The sequence below is a fragment of the Verrucomicrobia bacterium S94 genome, from assembly GCA_004299845.1.
In the GTDB taxonomy this organism is placed as follows: Bacteria; Verrucomicrobiota; Kiritimatiellia; order Kiritimatiellales; family Pontiellaceae; genus Pontiella.
Genome location: CP036201.1, coordinates 3821360 through 3838457 on the forward strand (window position 1 = coordinate 3821360; position 17098 = coordinate 3838457).

The 17098-nt window shown below is 54.8% G+C and carries 11 protein-coding genes and 2 pseudogenes; all 13 read left to right on the plus strand.

The window, feature by feature from the left end; translation table 11 throughout:
* Positions 1 to 66 precede the first annotated feature (66 nt).
* The 13 genes and pseudogenes from EGM51_16845 to EGM51_16905 all read left to right on the plus strand — a co-directional run bounded on the left by EGM51_16845 (position 67) and on the right by EGM51_16905 (position 17097).
* Positions 67 to 1080 carry an ABC transporter permease subunit gene (locus EGM51_16845; GenBank protein ID QBG48986.1) on the plus strand — a complete coding sequence of 338 codons (1014 nt, stop codon included), beginning with the start codon at positions 67 to 69 and terminating at the stop codon, positions 1078 to 1080.
* A 1-nt stretch (position 1081) separates the two neighbouring features.
* Entirely contained in the window at positions 1082 to 1984 is a 903-nt protein-coding gene (locus tag EGM51_16850; GenBank protein ID QBG48987.1) for an ABC transporter ATP-binding protein, read from the plus strand.
* Positions 1981 to 2442: a CopG family ribbon-helix-helix protein gene (locus EGM51_16855; GenBank protein QBG48988.1), complete on the plus strand. Its 462-nt coding sequence runs from the start codon at positions 1981 to 1983 to the stop codon at positions 2440 to 2442. Before EGM51_16850 ends, EGM51_16855 begins: the two co-directional genes overlap by 4 nt.
* A gap of 16 nt (positions 2443 to 2458) precedes the next feature.
* Complete coding sequence (locus tag EGM51_16860; GenBank protein ID QBG48989.1) at positions 2459 to 3184, plus strand: urea carboxylase-associated family protein; 726 nt, start codon at positions 2459 to 2461, stop codon at positions 3182 to 3184.
* A 9-nt stretch (positions 3185 to 3193) separates the two neighbouring features.
* On the plus strand, positions 3194 to 3838 hold the full coding sequence (locus tag EGM51_16865; GenBank protein ID QBG48990.1) for a DUF1989 domain-containing protein: 645 nt from the start codon (positions 3194 to 3196) through the stop codon (positions 3836 to 3838).
* Positions 3839 to 3934: 96 nt separating this feature from the next.
* Positions 3935 to 7526: pseudogene (gene uca / locus EGM51_16870) on the plus strand (urea carboxylase).
* 82 nt (positions 7527 to 7608) lie between these two features.
* On the plus strand, positions 7609 to 9375 hold the full coding sequence (gene atzF / locus EGM51_16875) for an allophanate hydrolase (protein QBG48991.1): 1767 nt from the start codon (positions 7609 to 7611) through the stop codon (positions 9373 to 9375).
* A 1413-nt stretch (positions 9376 to 10788) separates the two neighbouring features.
* Entirely contained in the window at positions 10789 to 11820 is a 1032-nt protein-coding gene (locus EGM51_16880) for a spermidine/putrescine ABC transporter substrate-binding protein (GenBank protein ID QBG48992.1), read from the plus strand.
* A gap of 110 nt (positions 11821 to 11930) precedes the next feature.
* Positions 11931 to 12817: pseudogene (gene aguB, locus EGM51_16885) on the plus strand (N-carbamoylputrescine amidase).
* A gap of 22 nt (positions 12818 to 12839) precedes the next feature.
* Positions 12840 to 13859: an ABC transporter ATP-binding protein gene (locus EGM51_16890; GenBank protein QBG48993.1), complete on the plus strand. Its 1020-nt coding sequence runs from the start codon at positions 12840 to 12842 to the stop codon at positions 13857 to 13859.
* Positions 13852 to 14796 carry an ABC transporter permease gene (locus EGM51_16895; GenBank protein QBG48994.1) on the plus strand — a complete coding sequence of 315 codons (945 nt, stop codon included), beginning with the start codon at positions 13852 to 13854 and terminating at the stop codon, positions 14794 to 14796. The genes EGM51_16890 and EGM51_16895 overlap by 8 nt, the downstream gene beginning before the upstream one ends.
* A gap of 2 nt (positions 14797 to 14798) precedes the next feature.
* A complete protein-coding gene (locus EGM51_16900; GenBank protein QBG48995.1) occupies positions 14799 to 15605 on the plus strand; it encodes an ABC transporter permease in 807 nt (268 codons plus the stop codon).
* A 145-nt stretch (positions 15606 to 15750) separates the two neighbouring features.
* Positions 15751 to 17097 (plus strand): putrescine aminotransferase, encoded by a 1347-nt coding sequence (locus tag EGM51_16905; protein QBG48996.1) that lies wholly within the window; start codon positions 15751 to 15753, stop codon positions 17095 to 17097.
* Position 17098 lies beyond the last annotated feature (1 nt).

Here is a 17098-nt window from a genome sequence, read left to right on the forward strand (position 1 = left end):
TTGCCCGCAGCATGCGGGCGATATACAACTTTCCAATCCCCGGAAAAATCCGGGGACAGGGGTGTCATGTCTAAACAGGAAAAATGGTTCAGGTTCGGAAAGAGCCTTTCGCCGAAGCGCGTCAGGGGACTGACCGTTGCGTCGTTTATTCTTCCGCTCGTGCTCTGGTCGGCGATCAGTTATATTCCGGGTCTCTGGCATCCGGAAGTACAGATTGAGAAGGTTGGGGACAGTCTGTATTTTGATGCGGGCGACCGGGTCGACGTGGAGACTTTTGAGCTGGAAAACAAAAATCTTCAGGCATCGGACGGTGTTCCAATGGTGGGGAAACGGGTAAACCCGGTCTATTTCCCGGCGCCGCATGAGGTGGTTCGCGCGCTCTATTCCGCATTCGTCACCGAGCCGCGTCGCGATGGTGAACCATGGTTTCATGAAAGTGTGGCGCACAGTGTGCGGGTGGTCTTCTGGGGTTTTCTGCTTTCATCGCTGTTCGGGGTTCCGCTTGGTATTCTCTGCGGCGTCTTCAGCTATTTTTCCAAACTGATTGAACCGTTTGTGGAGTTTTTCCGCTACTTCCCGGCCCCGGTGTTCGGTGCGCTGGCGGTGGCGATTCTGGGCATCAACGATGCGCCGAAAGTGGCGATCATTTTTATCGGTACGTTTTTCCAGCAGGTGCTGGTGATCGCCAACACGACGCGGACGGTGGATTTCAGTCTGGTTGAGGCCGCGCAAACGCTGGGAGCCAAACCGGGACGACTGCTTTTCAAGGTCGTGATTCCCGCGGTACTGCCGAAACTGTATATGGATATGCGGATTCTGCTGGGCTGGGCATGGACCTACCTGATTGTGGCGGAGGTTGTCGGCACCAGTACAGGCATCAGCTGGTTTATTAATCAGCAGGCCAAATACCGTATGTTCGACAATGTCTATGCCGCGATCCTGGTGCTCGGTTTTATCGGGCTGGGCACCGACATGCTGCTCGGTGCGCTCGGGAAACAGCTGTTTGCCTGGGAGGACGGGCGGCGTTCAGGATTCGGCAAAATGCTGCGAAAAATAAAACCTGCACCGGCGGAGGCCTGAGATGACCGATTTGCCCAGTACACTGAACCTGCCGTCCTATAAAGAGCAGTCGCATAAAGTGAAGGAGCGTCTGGACCATATCAAAAGCCAGCCGGTTGTTATCGAAGTCGATAAGCTGGTGAAGGATTTTCCAACGGAAGAGGGCATGCGCCGCATTCTCGACCAGGTGTCTTTTAAAGTGCACAAGCGCGAATTCCTTTCCATCATCGGCCCGTCGGGCTGTGGTAAGTCGACGGTGATCCGCATGATGGCCTGTCTGGAAGAGATCACCGACGGTCTGATTCTAGTGGACGGTTATCCAGTATCCGAGCCCGGGGCTGATCGCGGTATGGTGTTCCAGAAGTACACGCTCTTTCCCTGGCTGACCGTAAAGAAGAATGTCATGTTCGGTTTGGAGGTCGGCGGTGCCAGTAAGTTTGATGCCGAGCGCGATGCCCTCCAGTGGCTGGATATTGTCGGGCTCGAACCCTATGCCGATCTTTATCCGGCACAGCTTTCCGGCGGGATGCAGCAGCGCGTGGCCATTGCCCGCGCATTAGCCAATAAGCCGAAAGTGCTGCTGATGGATGAGCCGTTCGGGGCGCTTGATGCGCAGACGCGCGCCAAAATGCAGGCCTATCTCCTGCAGATCTGGAAGAAGATCGATATCACGATTATTTTTATTACGCACGATCTGGATGAGGCGGTTTATCTCTCCGACCGCGTGCTGGTGCTCGAAGCCAATCCGGGCCGGGTGCAGGAAATGGTGGAAGTCCCGGTCAGCAGGCCGCGTTCGCCGAGTCAGTTTTTATCGCCGGAGTTTCTGACCACTAAAATCCATCTCGAGGAACTGATTCATCCAACCGCAGAGGAGGCTCAGGATGATTTTGAGGTGGTTAAAATGGTGGCCAAAGAAGCTGGATGATCAGAGGAAAGGGAATGAAGAAAGAAAAACAGAATTACAAACGGTTCAGTGTCACTATGCCGGCCGAGCTCTATGAAGAGCTCGAAGAGATGGCGGAAGATCGGGGGATGGATAACCGCTCCATGATGATCTCGGATCTGGTGAAACGTGAAGTGCTTAAACACCGTCAGCTGGACCGTTCCCGCGTGATGGCAGGAACGCTGACGATCTCCTACGACGCGGCGGTCGATGACTGTGCCAACCGGCTGATCGCGCTGCGCCGCAACTATCTGGATGAAGTGATCTCCACGTTTCAGGTGATGCTGGAGGATGGAAAAAATCTGGAGATCTGGCTGGTGCAGGGGCAGGTGGAGGTACTCCATACCCTGCTTTCCCGCGCGCTGAAATGCAGCAAAAGCATGATGGGGCAGATTACCTTTGCCGACGCCATCCTGCCGCCGCTCAGAACCAATCGATAAACAAAGGACGCAGAAGATGAAATCTATACCCGAAGAAAAAATACTGTATGAAACCGTGGTTTCCGGAGGCTGGAACTTTTCGCACATTGTGCGCCGCGGCTGTACATTGCGGATTACCGATCTTGAAGGCGGCGGCAATGCCTCGGTGCTGTTTTACAATGCGGACAACTATACCGAGCGCTATAACATGGGTGACACCCTGAAAATCCAGCACATCTCATCGCTCTTCAAACATGCCTGTATCTATTCCGATATGGGCCGCGTGCTTATGAGTATTCCCGATACATCGAACGACTGGCACGATGTCATCTGCGGGGTGACCTACCGCGAAGACATGCTCCAGCGTTTCGGCACAAAAAGCTATCAGGAAGCCCGCAACGATTTTTATCGGAACGGTTATGACTCGCTTACGGTTGAGCTGGCCAAATACGGCATGACCAAGCGCGACTTCACTAATGTGGTGAATTTCTTTTCAAAAACCGACATCGATGCCGACGGCAATATGACCTTTGTTCCTGATGCATCACCGGCCGGTTCCTTCGTGGATCTGCGTGCCGAGATGGATACGCTGGTCATTCTGGATGCCGGTATGCATCCGCTGAATCCGTCGAGCGAATATGTGGCGAAGCCGATCGGTATCACACTGTATGCATCCGAACCCGCCGCGGCCGATGATCCCTGCCGGATGCTCTGCCCGGAGAATCAGCGCGGGTTTGAAAATTCGGAAAATTATTATTTGTAGGAGTCGATCATGAGTGAATTGAAAGAAAGTACATTGGTTGAAGAACATGCCCGGCTGAGCGAAACGGTTTCAGCAGGAACCTATTGGATGAAGGTGGTGAAAAAAGGAGAGATTCTCCGGATTACCGATCTTGAAGGGAATCAGGCGGCTGATACCCTGTTCTTCAACGCGAACAATACCGAAGAACGTTACCATGCGAACAATACGCTGCGAATGCAGAACAACGTCTACATCAAGCTCGGCACAGAAATCCGTTCTAACGAAAACAACGTAATGATGAAAGTGGTGGCTGACACCTGCGGGCGGCACGATACGCTAGGCAGTGCCTGTTCCTGCGAAAGCAACACGTCGCGCTATGCCCATGAAAAACGTTATATGCACAGCTGCCGCGATACATTCCTGCAGGGGATTCTCGACTGGGGCAACGGCATGGATAAGCGCGATCAGGTCTGCAATATCAACTTTTTCATGAATGTTCCGGTCGATCCGGAAGGCGGGTCCGATTTTGCCGATGGGATATCCGAGGCCGGAAAATATGTAGAGCTGGAGGCCGTGATGGACACGCTTGTTTTTGTCTCCAACTGCCCGCAGCTGAATAATCCCTGCAACGGCTACAACCCGACACCGGTGAAGATGACGATCTGGGAACAATAATGAATGCGAACCACGAACTACACGAAATCCCGAGAGCTGCTGAGTTTCGTGTAGTTCGTGGTCATCATCGGTTTACACACGACAGAGGATAATTGAATGTTTAAAAAAGTACTGGTGGCCAACCGCGGCGAAATTGCCTGCCGTATTATCCGCACGCTGAAGGAAATGGGGATAACCGCCGTGGCGGTCTATTCCGATGCCGACGCCGATGCGGAACATGTGGCGATGGCCGACGAGGCGTATAACATCGGTCCGGCGCCGGCGAAGGAGAGTTATCTCAACACGGATAAAATCCTGGCGGTCATGAACGACCACGGGGTGGAAGCCGTGCATCCGGGGTATGGCTTCCTCAGTGAAAATGTTGAATTCCGCAAAGCCTGCCTGGAGCTGGGCGTTGAATTTATCGGCCCCGAGGAACGCCACATTCTTGAGTTCGGCCTCAAACATATGGCACGCGATCTGGCGGAATCCGCCGGAGTGCCGCTGGTGCCGGGAACGCCGCTGCTCAACAGCCTGGAAGAGGCGCTCGAAGCGGCGGAGCATATCGGCTATCCGGTTATGCTGAAAAGCACGGCCGGAGGGGGCGGAATCGGCATGCGCATCTGCAACGAATCCGACGAGCTGGAAGCGCACTACGATACGATCAAACGCCTCGGTAAAAACTACTTTAAAGACGAAGGGGTTTTTCTGGAAAAATATATTCGCACCTCCCGGCACATTGAAGTTCAGGTGTTCGGCAACGGTAAAGGCGAGGTCGTTGTTCTGGGAGAACGCGACTGTTCGGTTCAGCGGCGGAATCAGAAAGTGATCGAGGAGACGCCGGCCCCGAATATATCGGAAGAGACGCGTGCGGCACTGCATGCCGCAGCGAAAGCGCTGACGGAAAAGGTGGCCTATCGTTCCGCAGGTACCGTCGAGTTTATTTATGACACCGAAACAGAGCAGTTTTATTTTCTTGAAGTGAACACCCGTCTGCAGGTGGAGCACGGAATTACGGAGGAGGTGTTCGGCGTTGATCTGGTGCGCTGGATGGTTGAGCTGGCGGCGGGTGAAGATCCTACCCCCGGAAAATTTGATCTGAAGCCGTCTGGCTGCGCGATGGAGTTCCGGGTCTATGCCGAGGATCCCGGCAAGGAGTATCAGCCGTCGAGCGGCATCATTACCAAAGCCGAATTCCCGGAAGGCATTCGGGTGGATAAATGGGTGGAAACGGGTGCCGAGGTGTCGGCCTATTATGATCCGCTGCTGGCCAAGGTGATTGTGACGGGAAGCACCCGGGATGAAACAGTTGCCCGTTCCGTGGACGTTTTGTCGAACACCGCGATCTGCGGTTTTGAAACCAACATTCAGCTGATGAGGCAGGTGCTTGAAGATGAAACCTTCCGGCGCGGTGAGGTTTTCACCGGCCTGCTGAATACGTTTGATTATCGGGCAGATACGATTGAAGTGGTCGTGCCGGGAACGCAGACGACCGTGCAGGATGTGCCCGGCCGTATCGGTTATTGGGGCATCGGGGTTCCGCCGTCGGGACCGATGGATATGCTCAGTTTCCGCATCGCCAACCGGCTGGTGGGCAATGCGGAGAATGCCGCGGCGCTCGAAATGACGATGTCGGGGGGAGTTATAGGTTTAACTGTGATGCCGTTGTGGCGGTGGCCGGCGGTGACCTGACCGTGATGCTGAACGGAGCGACGGTTCCGTTGCACGAAGCGTTCGAAGTCAGGGCCGGTGATACCGTCAGCGTGAGCGCTTTCTATAAAGGGCAGCGCGCCTATCTGGCCGTACGCGGCGGACTGGATGTTCCGGACTACATGGGCAGTAAATCCACCTTCATTCTCGGACGTTTCGGCGGTCATGCAGGGCGGGCATTGGCCGCCGGTGATGTACTGCATATCGGCGATTCGGTTGACGATGAGTGGACTATGAGGAAGCTGCCGGAAGCCGCTGTGCCGGAAATTTCAAGCCATTGGAAAATCGGCGTAATGTATGGACCGCACGGCGCGCCGGACTTCTTTACGGAAAAGGATATCGACACCTTCCTGGCGCATAAATGGGAAGTACACTTCAATTCGTCGCGCACCGGCGTCCGCCTGATCGGCCCGAAGCCGGAATGGGCGCGGACCGACGGCGGCGAAGCGGGGCTGCATCCCTCGAACATTCATGACAATGCCTATGCCATCGGCGCGATCGACTTTACCGGCGATATGCCCGTGATTCTTGGGCCCGACGGTCCGAGTCTGGGCGGCTTTGTCTGTCCGGTCACGGTGGTGGGTGCGGAGCTCTGGAAAGTCGGACAGCTGAAGCCGGGGATACAGTTCAGTTTATTCCCATAACGCTTGAGGAGGCCGGCCGGCTTGAAAAAGAGAATGCTGCGCTCATCGAATCGGGGACGCCGATGACGGTGCCGAACTATGCAACCATCGAGGATACGCCGGCGGTTATCGGCACATGGAATGAGGAAGATGAATTTGAAAAAGTGGTCTGTCGGCAGGCGGGGGATCAGTATCTGCTGCTGGAGTTCGGGCCGCTGCAGCTCGACCTGCGGCTGCGCTTCAAAGTGCATGCCTGGAACCTCAAGTTTGAAGCGCTGAACCTGCCGGGCATCATTGATATGACGCCGGGGATTCGCTCCTTCCAGTTGCATTTTGATCCGGCCGTGCTGCCGCGCAGGGAACTGCTCGCGCTGATTGATTCGCTGATCAAAGAGCTTAGTGAAAATCCGCCGGAGGAAGTGGAATCGCGGATCGTTCATCTGCCGCTGAGCTGGGATGATCCGCAGACGCGCGTAGCGATTGAAAAATATATGTCGTCGGTTCGGAAGGATGCGCCGTGGTGTCCGAGCAATATTGAATTTATCCGGCGCATCAACGGTCTCGATTCCATTCAGGATGTACAGGATATTCTGTTTGAAGCCAGTTATCTGGTGATGGGGCTGGGCGACGTTTATCTCGGTGCGCCGGTGGCCACTCCGCTGGATCCGCGGCACCGGCTGGTGACCACAAAATATAATCCGGCGCGGACATGGACGCCTGAAAACGCGGTGGGCATCGGCGGGGCCTATATGTGTGTCTACGGTATGGAGGGGCCGGGCGGTTATCAGTTTGTCGGACGGACGGTGCAGATGTGGAATCGCTATCATCAGACCCGGGAATTTAAACCCGGTAAACCGTGGCTGCTGCAGCCCTTTGATCAGATTCGGTTTTATCCGGTTGGTGGCGATGAGCTGATGCAGATGCGCCGCGATTTTCTGAAGGGCCGTTTTTCGCTGAAGATTGAAAAGACGACATTCAATATTCGTGAGTACAATCATTTTCTGGAGGCGAATGCCGGGAGCATCGATGCGTTTAAGTCAAGGCAGCAGGCGGCGTTTGCGAAAGAGTATCAGCACTGGGTGGACAACGATCTGCTGACGTTTGAAGAAGCGGTGCAGGAAGCGTCGTCGGAAGAGACGGAAATCATGGCGGGCGCCGAAGCCGTGACGGCTTCCGTGGCCGGCAGTGTCTGGCAGTGCAAGGTCAAGGTCGGCGACACGGTTGAAGCCGGTGATGAGGTGGTGGTGCTGGAAAGTATGAAGACGGAGATTCCGGTGATTGTTCCGGCAGCCGGCGAAGTGGTGCAGTTTTTCTGCTCTGCCGGCGATACGGTCAAGCAGGGCCAGCCGGTTTGCTCAATTAAATCTAATGAATAAGGAAAGCCATGAAATACACTAAATACACGAAAGGTACTGAGAATCATTTTTGTGTGGTTCGTGTATTTTGTGGTTCGAAAAAATGAAAAGTTTACAGATCAGTGCGCTGCATCAGGCGTATGCAAAGGGTGAAGAGACGGTGGCATCCGTCATGGAAAAATGTCTGCAGCAGGCGGATGAGCTTGCGCCGGAGGTGTGGATCCGGAAGCTGACGGCGGAAGAGGTTTCTATTTATGTGGGGGCTCTGAAGGGGGAATCGCCGGAGACGAAGCCGTTGTACGGTATTCCGTTTGTGATTAAGGATAATATTGATCTGGCCGGTATTCCGACGACGGCGGCGTGCCCGGAATATAGTTATGTCCCGGATCAGTCGGCACATGTAGTAGCCAGGCTGATTGAGGCCGGGGCGATTCCATTGGGCAAAACCAATATGGATCAGTTTGCAACCGGGCTGGTGGGCACGCGGTCACCCTATGGCGCCTGCCCAAACAGCTTTGATCCGGCTTATGTTTCCGGGGGGTCGAGCAGCGGTTCAGCGGTTGCTGTGGCGGAAGGTTGTGCCTCGTTTTCGCTGGGCACGGATACGGCCGGTTCCGGCCGGGTTCCGGCGGCATTCAATAATCTGATCGGATTGAAACCGTCACGCGGTGCACTGAGCTGTTCGGGGGTGGTGCCGGCGTGTAAGAGTCTTGACTGTGTTTCGGTTTTTGCGCTGGATGCGTCTGATGCCCAGACAGTGTTTGAGGTGGTGAATGATTTTGATCCGGGGGACTGTTATTCCCGTGAACTGGAGCAGGTTCCGGTAATTTCCAGCGGTTGGAAATTCGGGGTGCCGAAAAGAGAGCAGTTGAAGTTTTTCGGAAGCCGTGAATATGAATCCGCATTTTCTGAAAGTCTGGATATGCTGGAGAAGGCGGGCGGCACACGGGTTGAGGTGGATTTTCAGCCGTTCCTTGATGCGGCAGATCTGCTGTATTCCGGGGCCTGGGTGAATGAGCGTTATGCGGCGGTCGGTCCGTTCATTGAAGAGCATCCGGAGGCCGTGCTGGAGACGACACGGAATATTATTCTGTCAGGGCTGGATATTGCTGCACCGGATGTGTTCAGGGGATTTTATACTTTGCAGGAGTTCAAACGCATTGCGGATGCGGTGATGAGATCGGTTGATCTGATTGTCACGCCAACAGCGGGCACGCCTTATACGATTGACGAAGTGAATGCGGATCCGGTTCAGCTGAATACCAATCTGGGGTATTACACCAATTATATGAATCTGCTGGACTATGCCGCTATTGCAGTGCCGACGGTACTGACGCCGTCGGTACCGTTCGGCGTGACGCTGCTCTCCTTTGCGGGGCATGACCTGAAACTGCTGCAGCTGGCGGACCGCCTGCATCAGGTGTCCGGCCTGAACGTCGGTAAAACGGATCGGCGGCCCACGCCGCTGGAACTGCCGGCAAAGAAAAAACGGACGATCGATCTTGCGGTCTGCGGCGCGCATCTTAACGGATATCCGCTGCACCATCAGCTTGAAGAACTCGGCGCCTCGTTTGTGGAATCAACCGAGACCGCGAAGTCTTACCGGATGTATGCTTTTGAAACAGACGGTATCGCCAAGCCCGGCCTGATCCGCGATGCGGAGAAGGGCAGGCGCATCTATGTGGAGATCTACCGGATGACCTATCAGAATTTCGGTAAATTTGTAGCCGCCATTCCGGCTCCGCTGGGCATCGGTAAAATCAAACTCCGGGGCGGGGCGGAGGTCTGCGGTTTTATCGCCGAACCCGAAGTGGCCGCCATCGGCAAAGAGATCACCGAACTTGGGGACTGGCGGAAGTTTGCCGGTTAGCTGCCCTGTCCCAGATCGCCTCGTAGTGACTGATGATTTCAAGCATACGCGTCCGGTCAAAACTGGAATCGTGCCCTCCGTATATGGTGACGATCGGCAGCGATTTCAGGAGATCAAACATTTTCCGGTAATCCGGGGTACTCGTTTCCGGGCCTTCATAAAGCAGTGGTCCGTCGTAGATTGCATCCCCGGCAAAGAGTACGCCCGTACTGGTTTTAAACAGGCCGATGCTGCCGGATCGTAGCCGGCATCCAGCAGTAATTGTAAAATATCGTCGGGCATCTCGTTCCGAAATTAAGTGAGTTGGTCTGTGGGCTTTGCCGTCTCTTCAGCCTCGGCGGGGTGAAGCCGTCGGGTGTCAAACTCGTACACTGCGCCGATATGGTCAATGTGGGACAGATAATTTCCTTGGCGGGATCGCGGTGCAGCGTATCCGGAAAGGGTTTTAAGGGGATCACGCCCATATCCGTGTCAAAGAGCATGTCTCTTTCGGAGCCTTCAACCCGAAATATGTTTGCCCGGACCGGGAGGTGGACATGCGGCTCGAAAATCATCGTTGTATCCGCGCTGAGCTTTTTTGTTTTAAACCGGTTATCTGCAATATTCATCATCGTATGTGTTCTCTGTGGATTTGGTTTTCCGGATTGATCAGTGGATTTTATCAGGAAGGATCTATGGCAGAAGATGTGCCATCGAAAGACGGTGGCAGGAATGCTTTATAAGTGCCGAATAAGCGACCGGAGAACAATGTCGCCGTATGACTCCAAATGTGTGCGGTACTAATTTCGAAGGGAATATAAGTGTGTTATGTGCGCGAGCGTCCTTTCCCGGGGCGGCATCAGCAGCCCTTGATGAAAGCTGTCCCAATGCTGCTTGAAAGTACTCGGAAAATTATTTTTCCGGACTGGATATTCCGGCGCCGTAAGCGGCTTGCACAGGGACGGTGATGATCCGGCTCGGTCACAGGCGGAAATATACGGGTTGCGCGGATCTTTTCCAATGTCTGTAAGCGCTTTGTACAGGATGTTTCTTTGTGTCCTGACCCTCTGCGATGAATGGATTGTGGATTTCGCAGAATGACTTCGCGGGTCGCCCGGCCATGTGCAGATGGGCCATGAATTTTTGTGATTTCGGGAGGAGGATAAAGTGGGGTGAAAATAACAAAAATGTACTTATTAAGGTGTGACACATACATATATGAATGTGTGGATATAGTATGTATACATACACTCATGAATGTTTAATAAAAATCGTAAACCAATGTATACAAAGAGATAATATCAATAGTAGATAGATCATAAATATCGAAAAGCAACCGGTGGCACGGGGATTGCGTATAGGCTGGCAAGGATGCACGGATAATATTCAGATGGGGCGCGGCCCCGGAACCTTGAACCCACAATGGAGATTGAAATGAACGTGAAATTCGGAGCCCTCGCTCTTGGAGCCCTGCTGGCCGGTTCGGCTGCTGCCAGGGAAGAGCTGAACATCTATATCTGGTCGGAATACACCGAGCCGGAGCTGACCAAGGCGTTTGAAGAAAAGTATGACTGCAAGGTCATTGAAACGAACTATGAAAACTGTGAAGAGATGGTCGCCAAGCTACAGGCCGGCGGCCTTTCCCAGTATGACATGGTTTTCCCGTCTGACTATATCCTCCCATCGATGATTCAGCTCGGTCTGCTCGAAGAACTGGATCATTCCAGGATTCCGAACATTAAAAATCTGACCGATACGTTTACCTCACCGAGTTTCGATCCGGGCAATAAATATTCGGTGGCCTATCAGTGGGGTACTGTCGGCCTGATCTACAACATCGAAAAATTCGGTAAAATTGATTCCTGGAAAGCTATTCTTGAAGCGGATGATTCCACTCGCTTTTCACTCTTTGATTCCGAGCGCGAGATGACCGGCATTGCACTGGCCTATCTCGGTTATTCCATGAACACCACCAACAAGAAAGAACTGATGGAAGCAGCTCAGCTGCTGATCAAAGCGAAGAAGAAAAAAGGTTATTCCGGCTTCGATGCCAACGTCGGCGGCTTTTCCAAGGTTCAGGCCGGAACGCTCGACATGTCGTTCTGCTACAGCGGTGATGCCTTTGCCAACTTCAAAGATAACGATCATCTCTCTTATGTGATTCCGAAAGAGGGAACCGTGGTTTGGTGCGACAGCATGTGCATCACCAGGAAGGCACCGAACAAAGATCTGGCCTATAAATACATCAACTTCATTCTGGATGCGAAGAATGGCGCGCAGCTTTCCAATTACATCGCATTTGCCACACCGAACAAAGCATCACTGCCTCTGATTGACAAAGAGCTGATCGAAAATCCGTCCATCTATCCGGATGCGGCCACGGAGAAGAAGCTGGAGTTTATTCTCGATGCCGGCGCGAATACCGCCATGTACGGTGAGCTCTGGAAAATGATCAAAACCCGCTAACGAACCAATAACGATCCACAGATTACGCAGATTCCCACGGATTAGTACACCTGAAGAAATCCATCTAATCCGTGAAATCTGTGGATCAGAAACTCCATCGAGCAAGATCTATGAGCAAAGTAAAAACAGCCGTAACCCAGATGACCTGCAGCGAGGATTCCGCGGCCAATGTCGACAAGGCGGAAAAACTCGTCCGCGAAGCCGCAGCACAGGGCGCACAGATTATTCTCCTTCAGGAGCTCTTTGAAGGACCCTATTTCTGCAAACTGCAGAAGGATGAATATTTTTCCTGTGCTCATGAAGCCACGCTTGACGATCCGCTCCTGAAGCGTTTTTCAAATCTGGCGAAGGAACTCCGCGTGGTGCTTCCGGTCAGCTTTTTCGAACGCGCCGGCAAAGCCGCGTATAACTCGATGGCGATGATGGATGCTGACGGCACGATGATGGGCATCTACCGGAAAATACATATTCCGCAGGGGCCGGGCTACGAGGAGAAATACTATTTTGCCCCGGGTGATCTCGGCTTCAAGGTCTGGGATACGGCCTACGCCAAAATCGGTGTCGGCATCTGCTGGGACCAGTGGTATCCGGAAACCGCGCGCTGTCTGGCGCTGTTGGGTGCCGACCTGCTGCTCTATCCGACCGCGATCGGTTCCGAGCCGCGAGCGCCGGGCTATGATTCGTCCGATCACTGGGCCGTACACAGATCGGCCACGCGGCCGCCAATCTCATTCCGGTCTGCGCCTCAAACCGGATTGGAACCGAGCGGGATGAAGATGTGGAGATGACCTTTTACGGCCGCTCGTTTATTGCCGATGAAACAGGCGAGCTGATCGTTGATGCCGACCGCGATACCGAGGGGATCTGGATGGCGGCATTTGATTTTGAGGCATTGCGCAATTTCCGCTCAGGCTGGGGCTTTTTCCGCGACCGCCGGCCGCAGCATTACGGCACGCTTTTAACCCACGACGGCGTGAACCGCGTTGCTGGAATCTGAGTTTTACAGAGAGGATGATGCTATGGACTTAAAGGTATTTGCAGTTTGTAAGAGCTACGGTGAGGTGGAGGCGTTGAAATATGTCGACCTCAAAGTTGAAACGGGGGAGTTCTTTACCTTGCTGGGCCCGTCCGGCTGCGGTAAAACCACACTGCTGCGTGTGATTGCCGGTCTCGAAATGGCCGACAGCGGAATGGTGATGCTCGGCGGCGAAGCCATCACCTGGAAGCCGGCCAACGAGCGTCCGGTGAATACCGTGTTCCAGAGCTACGCCCTCTTTCCGCATCTCACGGTCACGGAGAATATCTGCTTCGGTCTGATGTCGCGCAAGATGCCGAAGGCCGACGCGCTGGCCAAAGCCGGAGAAATGCTCGATCTTGTGCAGCTCGAAGGTTTCGGTGACCGTAAACCGGATCAGATGTCCGGCGGGCAGCGCCAGCGCGTGGCGCTGGCCCGCGCTCTGGCCAACGAGCCGGAGCTGCTTCTGCTCGATGAACCGATGTCCGCACTTGATGCCAAGCTCCGGGTTCAGGTGCAGATTGAGTTGCGCCAGATTCAGCAGCGCCTCGAAAAAACCTTTATCATGGTCACGCACGATCAGCACGAAGCCCTTACGGTTTCCGACCGCATGGCCGTCATGAATGTTGGAGAAGTGGCACAGATCGGCGATGTCCGCGAAGTCTACGACCGACCGAAAACCCGGTTTGTGGCAGACTTCCTTCAGGCCCAGAATTTTATCGAAGCCGAAAAAGTTTCGGACGGGTTGATCAGAACATCCTACGGCGACTGGCCGGTGGCTGATGATATTCCGTGGGAGAAAGGGATGGTTACAGTGCGTCCCGAAAATATGAGCGTTACCGAAGACGCCTCGGCCTGCACTTTCAAAGGCCGTGTGCAGACTTCGCTCTACCGTGGCTGTTATCAGGAACTTTTCCTGGATAACGGCCTGCAGGTTGAAACCGAATCCGTCCGCCCGTTTGCCCGGGGCGAAGAAGTGATGGTTAACGTTCCGGCAGAATCGGTGGTGATGCTCAATGACTGAAGAAAAAAACAATTCTGAAGAGCAGAAGCCTGACGGAAGCTATACCGTTTTCCACGGCGGGCTCCTGAAAAAGAAAGCGCTGACCCGCCGCGGCATCGGTTTTGTTTCACCCGGCTTTATCTGGTCGCTGATCTTTCTGGTGATTCCCTGCCTGTCGCTGTTCATCGTCAGTTTTGCATCGCGCGGCGACTACGGCCAGATCGAGTGGAATTTCACCATCGATAACATGCGGCGCCTTGCCGGTTTCGGTTTTTTCGGCTGGTCGGCCGACAACCTGCTGATTGTCTGGCGCAGTATTCTTGTGGCGTTGGTGACGACCTTCCTCTGCGTGGTGCTCTCTTATCCGCTGGCCTTTTTCCTGGCGAGCCGCCCGGATAAAACGCGCACCATCTGGCTGGCGCTGCTGCTGATTCCGTTCTGGACGAATCTGGTGATCCGCACCTATGCCTGGTTCCTGGCGCTGGCGCCGAATATGCCGCTTTCGCTGCTGCTGCAGAATATCGGTGCGATCGATCCCGGTGAGCCGCTCTATCCGAGCACGTTTGCGGTCTATCTCGGCATGGTTTCCATGTTTCTGCCGTTTGTTGCGCTGCCGCTCTACACGGCCGTTGAAAAAATGGACTGGGCGCTCGTCGAGGCTGCGCACGATCTCTATGCCAGCCGCTGGCGCGTGTTCCGCCATGCCATTCTGCCGCAGACCATGCCCGGTCTTTCAGTGGGCATCACGCTCACGCTCGTTCCGGCGATGGGCATGTTTGTGGTGCCGGACATGCTGGGCGGTTCGCGCTACATGCTGATCGGCAACCTGATTCAGCAGCAGTTCGGCACCTCGCGCGACTGGCCGTTCGGCGCCGCGCTCAGCCTGGTGCTGATGCTGCTCACCCTGTCCGCCCTGATGGCTTCGCGCCGTAAAGAACTCAAGAAAGCGGAGGCTTAACCATGAACCGCTGCTCAACCGGACATGTCATCAACTCCGGACTGATTTTTATCTTTCTCTACATTCCGCTGCTCTGCGTGGCCATGTTCTCGTTCAACGCCAATAAGTTCGGCCTGACGTGGGACGGATTCACGCTCGACTGGTACATCCAGATGTTCCGGAACGAGGTCATTCTTAAGGCCGCCTGGAACACCCTGCTGCTCGCCGTCGTCTCGACGATCATCTCGACTGTGCTCGGCACGATGCTCGCAATCGGCATGTACCGCTTCCCATGGAAGAAGAAAACCATGCGCAAGCTCGATACGCTGCTGCACCTGCCGGTGGTTACTCCGGACATCATCTTTGCGGTGGCGCTCGTGATTGCCTTCAGCGTGATCCGCCACTTTACCGGCCTGTTCGAACTCGGCATGCCGTCGATGATCGTCGGGCACGTGACCTTCCAGGTTTCGTTCGTAGCCCTCGTGGTGCGCGGGCGGCTTGAACTGATCGGGCATGATGTGGAAGAGGCGGCCTATGACCTGTATGCCGATCACAAGCGCGTGCTGTTCAAAGTGCTGCTGCCGCTGCTCAAGCCGGGTATTCTGGCCGGGGCGATGCTGGCCTTCACGCTGTCGCTTGACGATTTTGTGATCAGCTTCTTCACGGCCGGTCCGAAGTCGACCACACTGCCGCTGTTTATCTATTCGGCACTCAAGCGCGGTATCACGCCGGAGATCCATGCGCTCTCTACTGTCATCATGGTGCTGACCATTGTGCTGGTGCTCGTCATGCAGAAGTTTACGGCCAAAAACGGCGGGGAGATTCATTAAATGATCTGGAACGCTCAAAGACCGGATTGTGTCTGCACCTCGCCTCCGCAGGGCCGGGCCCGACCGCCGGACGCGCCCGGGACGGCTCGGCGAGCCGCCTCTGCCGATGCACAGAATCTGAAGATAACATTTAAGGAGAAATAACATGCCAAGGAATATTGAAAACGCGAAAACAGAAGTACAATGGATCAACAATATTGTCTCTGGGAAAACCGAACTGACGCAGCAGGTTAAAGAGGAGATTTCGAGCAAGACGGTTGAGAACTTCCGCGATCACATTAACAAAGGATTTCTCGAATACCGCAAGTCCGCCACCATTGCCGGCGACTTTGCCATGACCGAATGGTCGGGACAGGGTTCGATCATCACTGATATCCTCGGCCGGGAATTTATCGATATGCTCGGCGGCTACGGGCTCTACAGTCTGGGCATCCGCCACCCGAAAGTGGTGGAAGCGGTCAGTGCCCAGCTGCACCGCTCCCCGCAGTATTCGCAGGAACTGCTTGATCCGCTGCGTGCCCAGCTCGGTCGTGTACTCGGCGAACTCACCCCCGGCGATATCCAATACGGCTTCTTTGCCAACTCCGGTACCGAAGGCGTGGAGGGCGCGCTGAAACTCGCCAAGCTTCACACCGGTAAAGCCGGCTTCATTTCCACCATCGGCAGCTTTCATGGCAAAACCGCCGGTTCGCTTTCCGTGATGGGCAAATCGGTATACCGTAAGCCGCTGCTGCCACTGCTCGCCAACGTGAAATATGCGCCGTACGGCGATGCGGATGCGATGGAGGAAGAACTGAAAAAAGCCCAGATTGTCGGCGATGATATTGCGGGGATCATTGTTGAGCCGGTGCAAGGCGAAGCCGGCGCGATTGTGCCGCCGGACGACTACTGGCCGCGTCTACGTGAAATGTGCGACCGCTACGGCGTGCTGCTCATTGCCGATGAAGTGCAGACCGGTTTCGGCCGCGTCGGCGAAATCTTCGGGGTCGATTGCTGGGAGGTGGTACCCGACATCATGGCGTTCGGCAAAGCGCTCGGCGGCGGGGTGGTTCCGTGCAGCGGCTTTATGTCGACCGCCAAGGTCTGGGAATGCATGGAGCCCAATCCGTTTATGCACACCACCACCACCGGCGGCAACCCGATCGCCTGTGCTTCGGCCCTCGCCGCCATCGGCGTGATGCTTGAAGAAGACACCCCGAAACAGTCCGCCGAAAAAGGCGTCTACATGACCGGCAAACTCAATGAGCTGAAAGATAAGTATCCCGACGTGATCAATGAGATCCGCGGCAAAGGCCTGCTGATCGGCGTGGAGTTTGCCGACGGCGACGTAGGCTACAAAGTAGTGGCCGGTATGTTCAAACGCGGCGTCCTGTGCGGCGGCACGCTCAACAATGCCCAGACCATCCGTATTGAGCCGGCGCTGACCGTGCCGTACGAGCTGCTCGACCAAACCGTTGAGATTATGGAAGAGGCCATCAAGGATCAGATCTAAG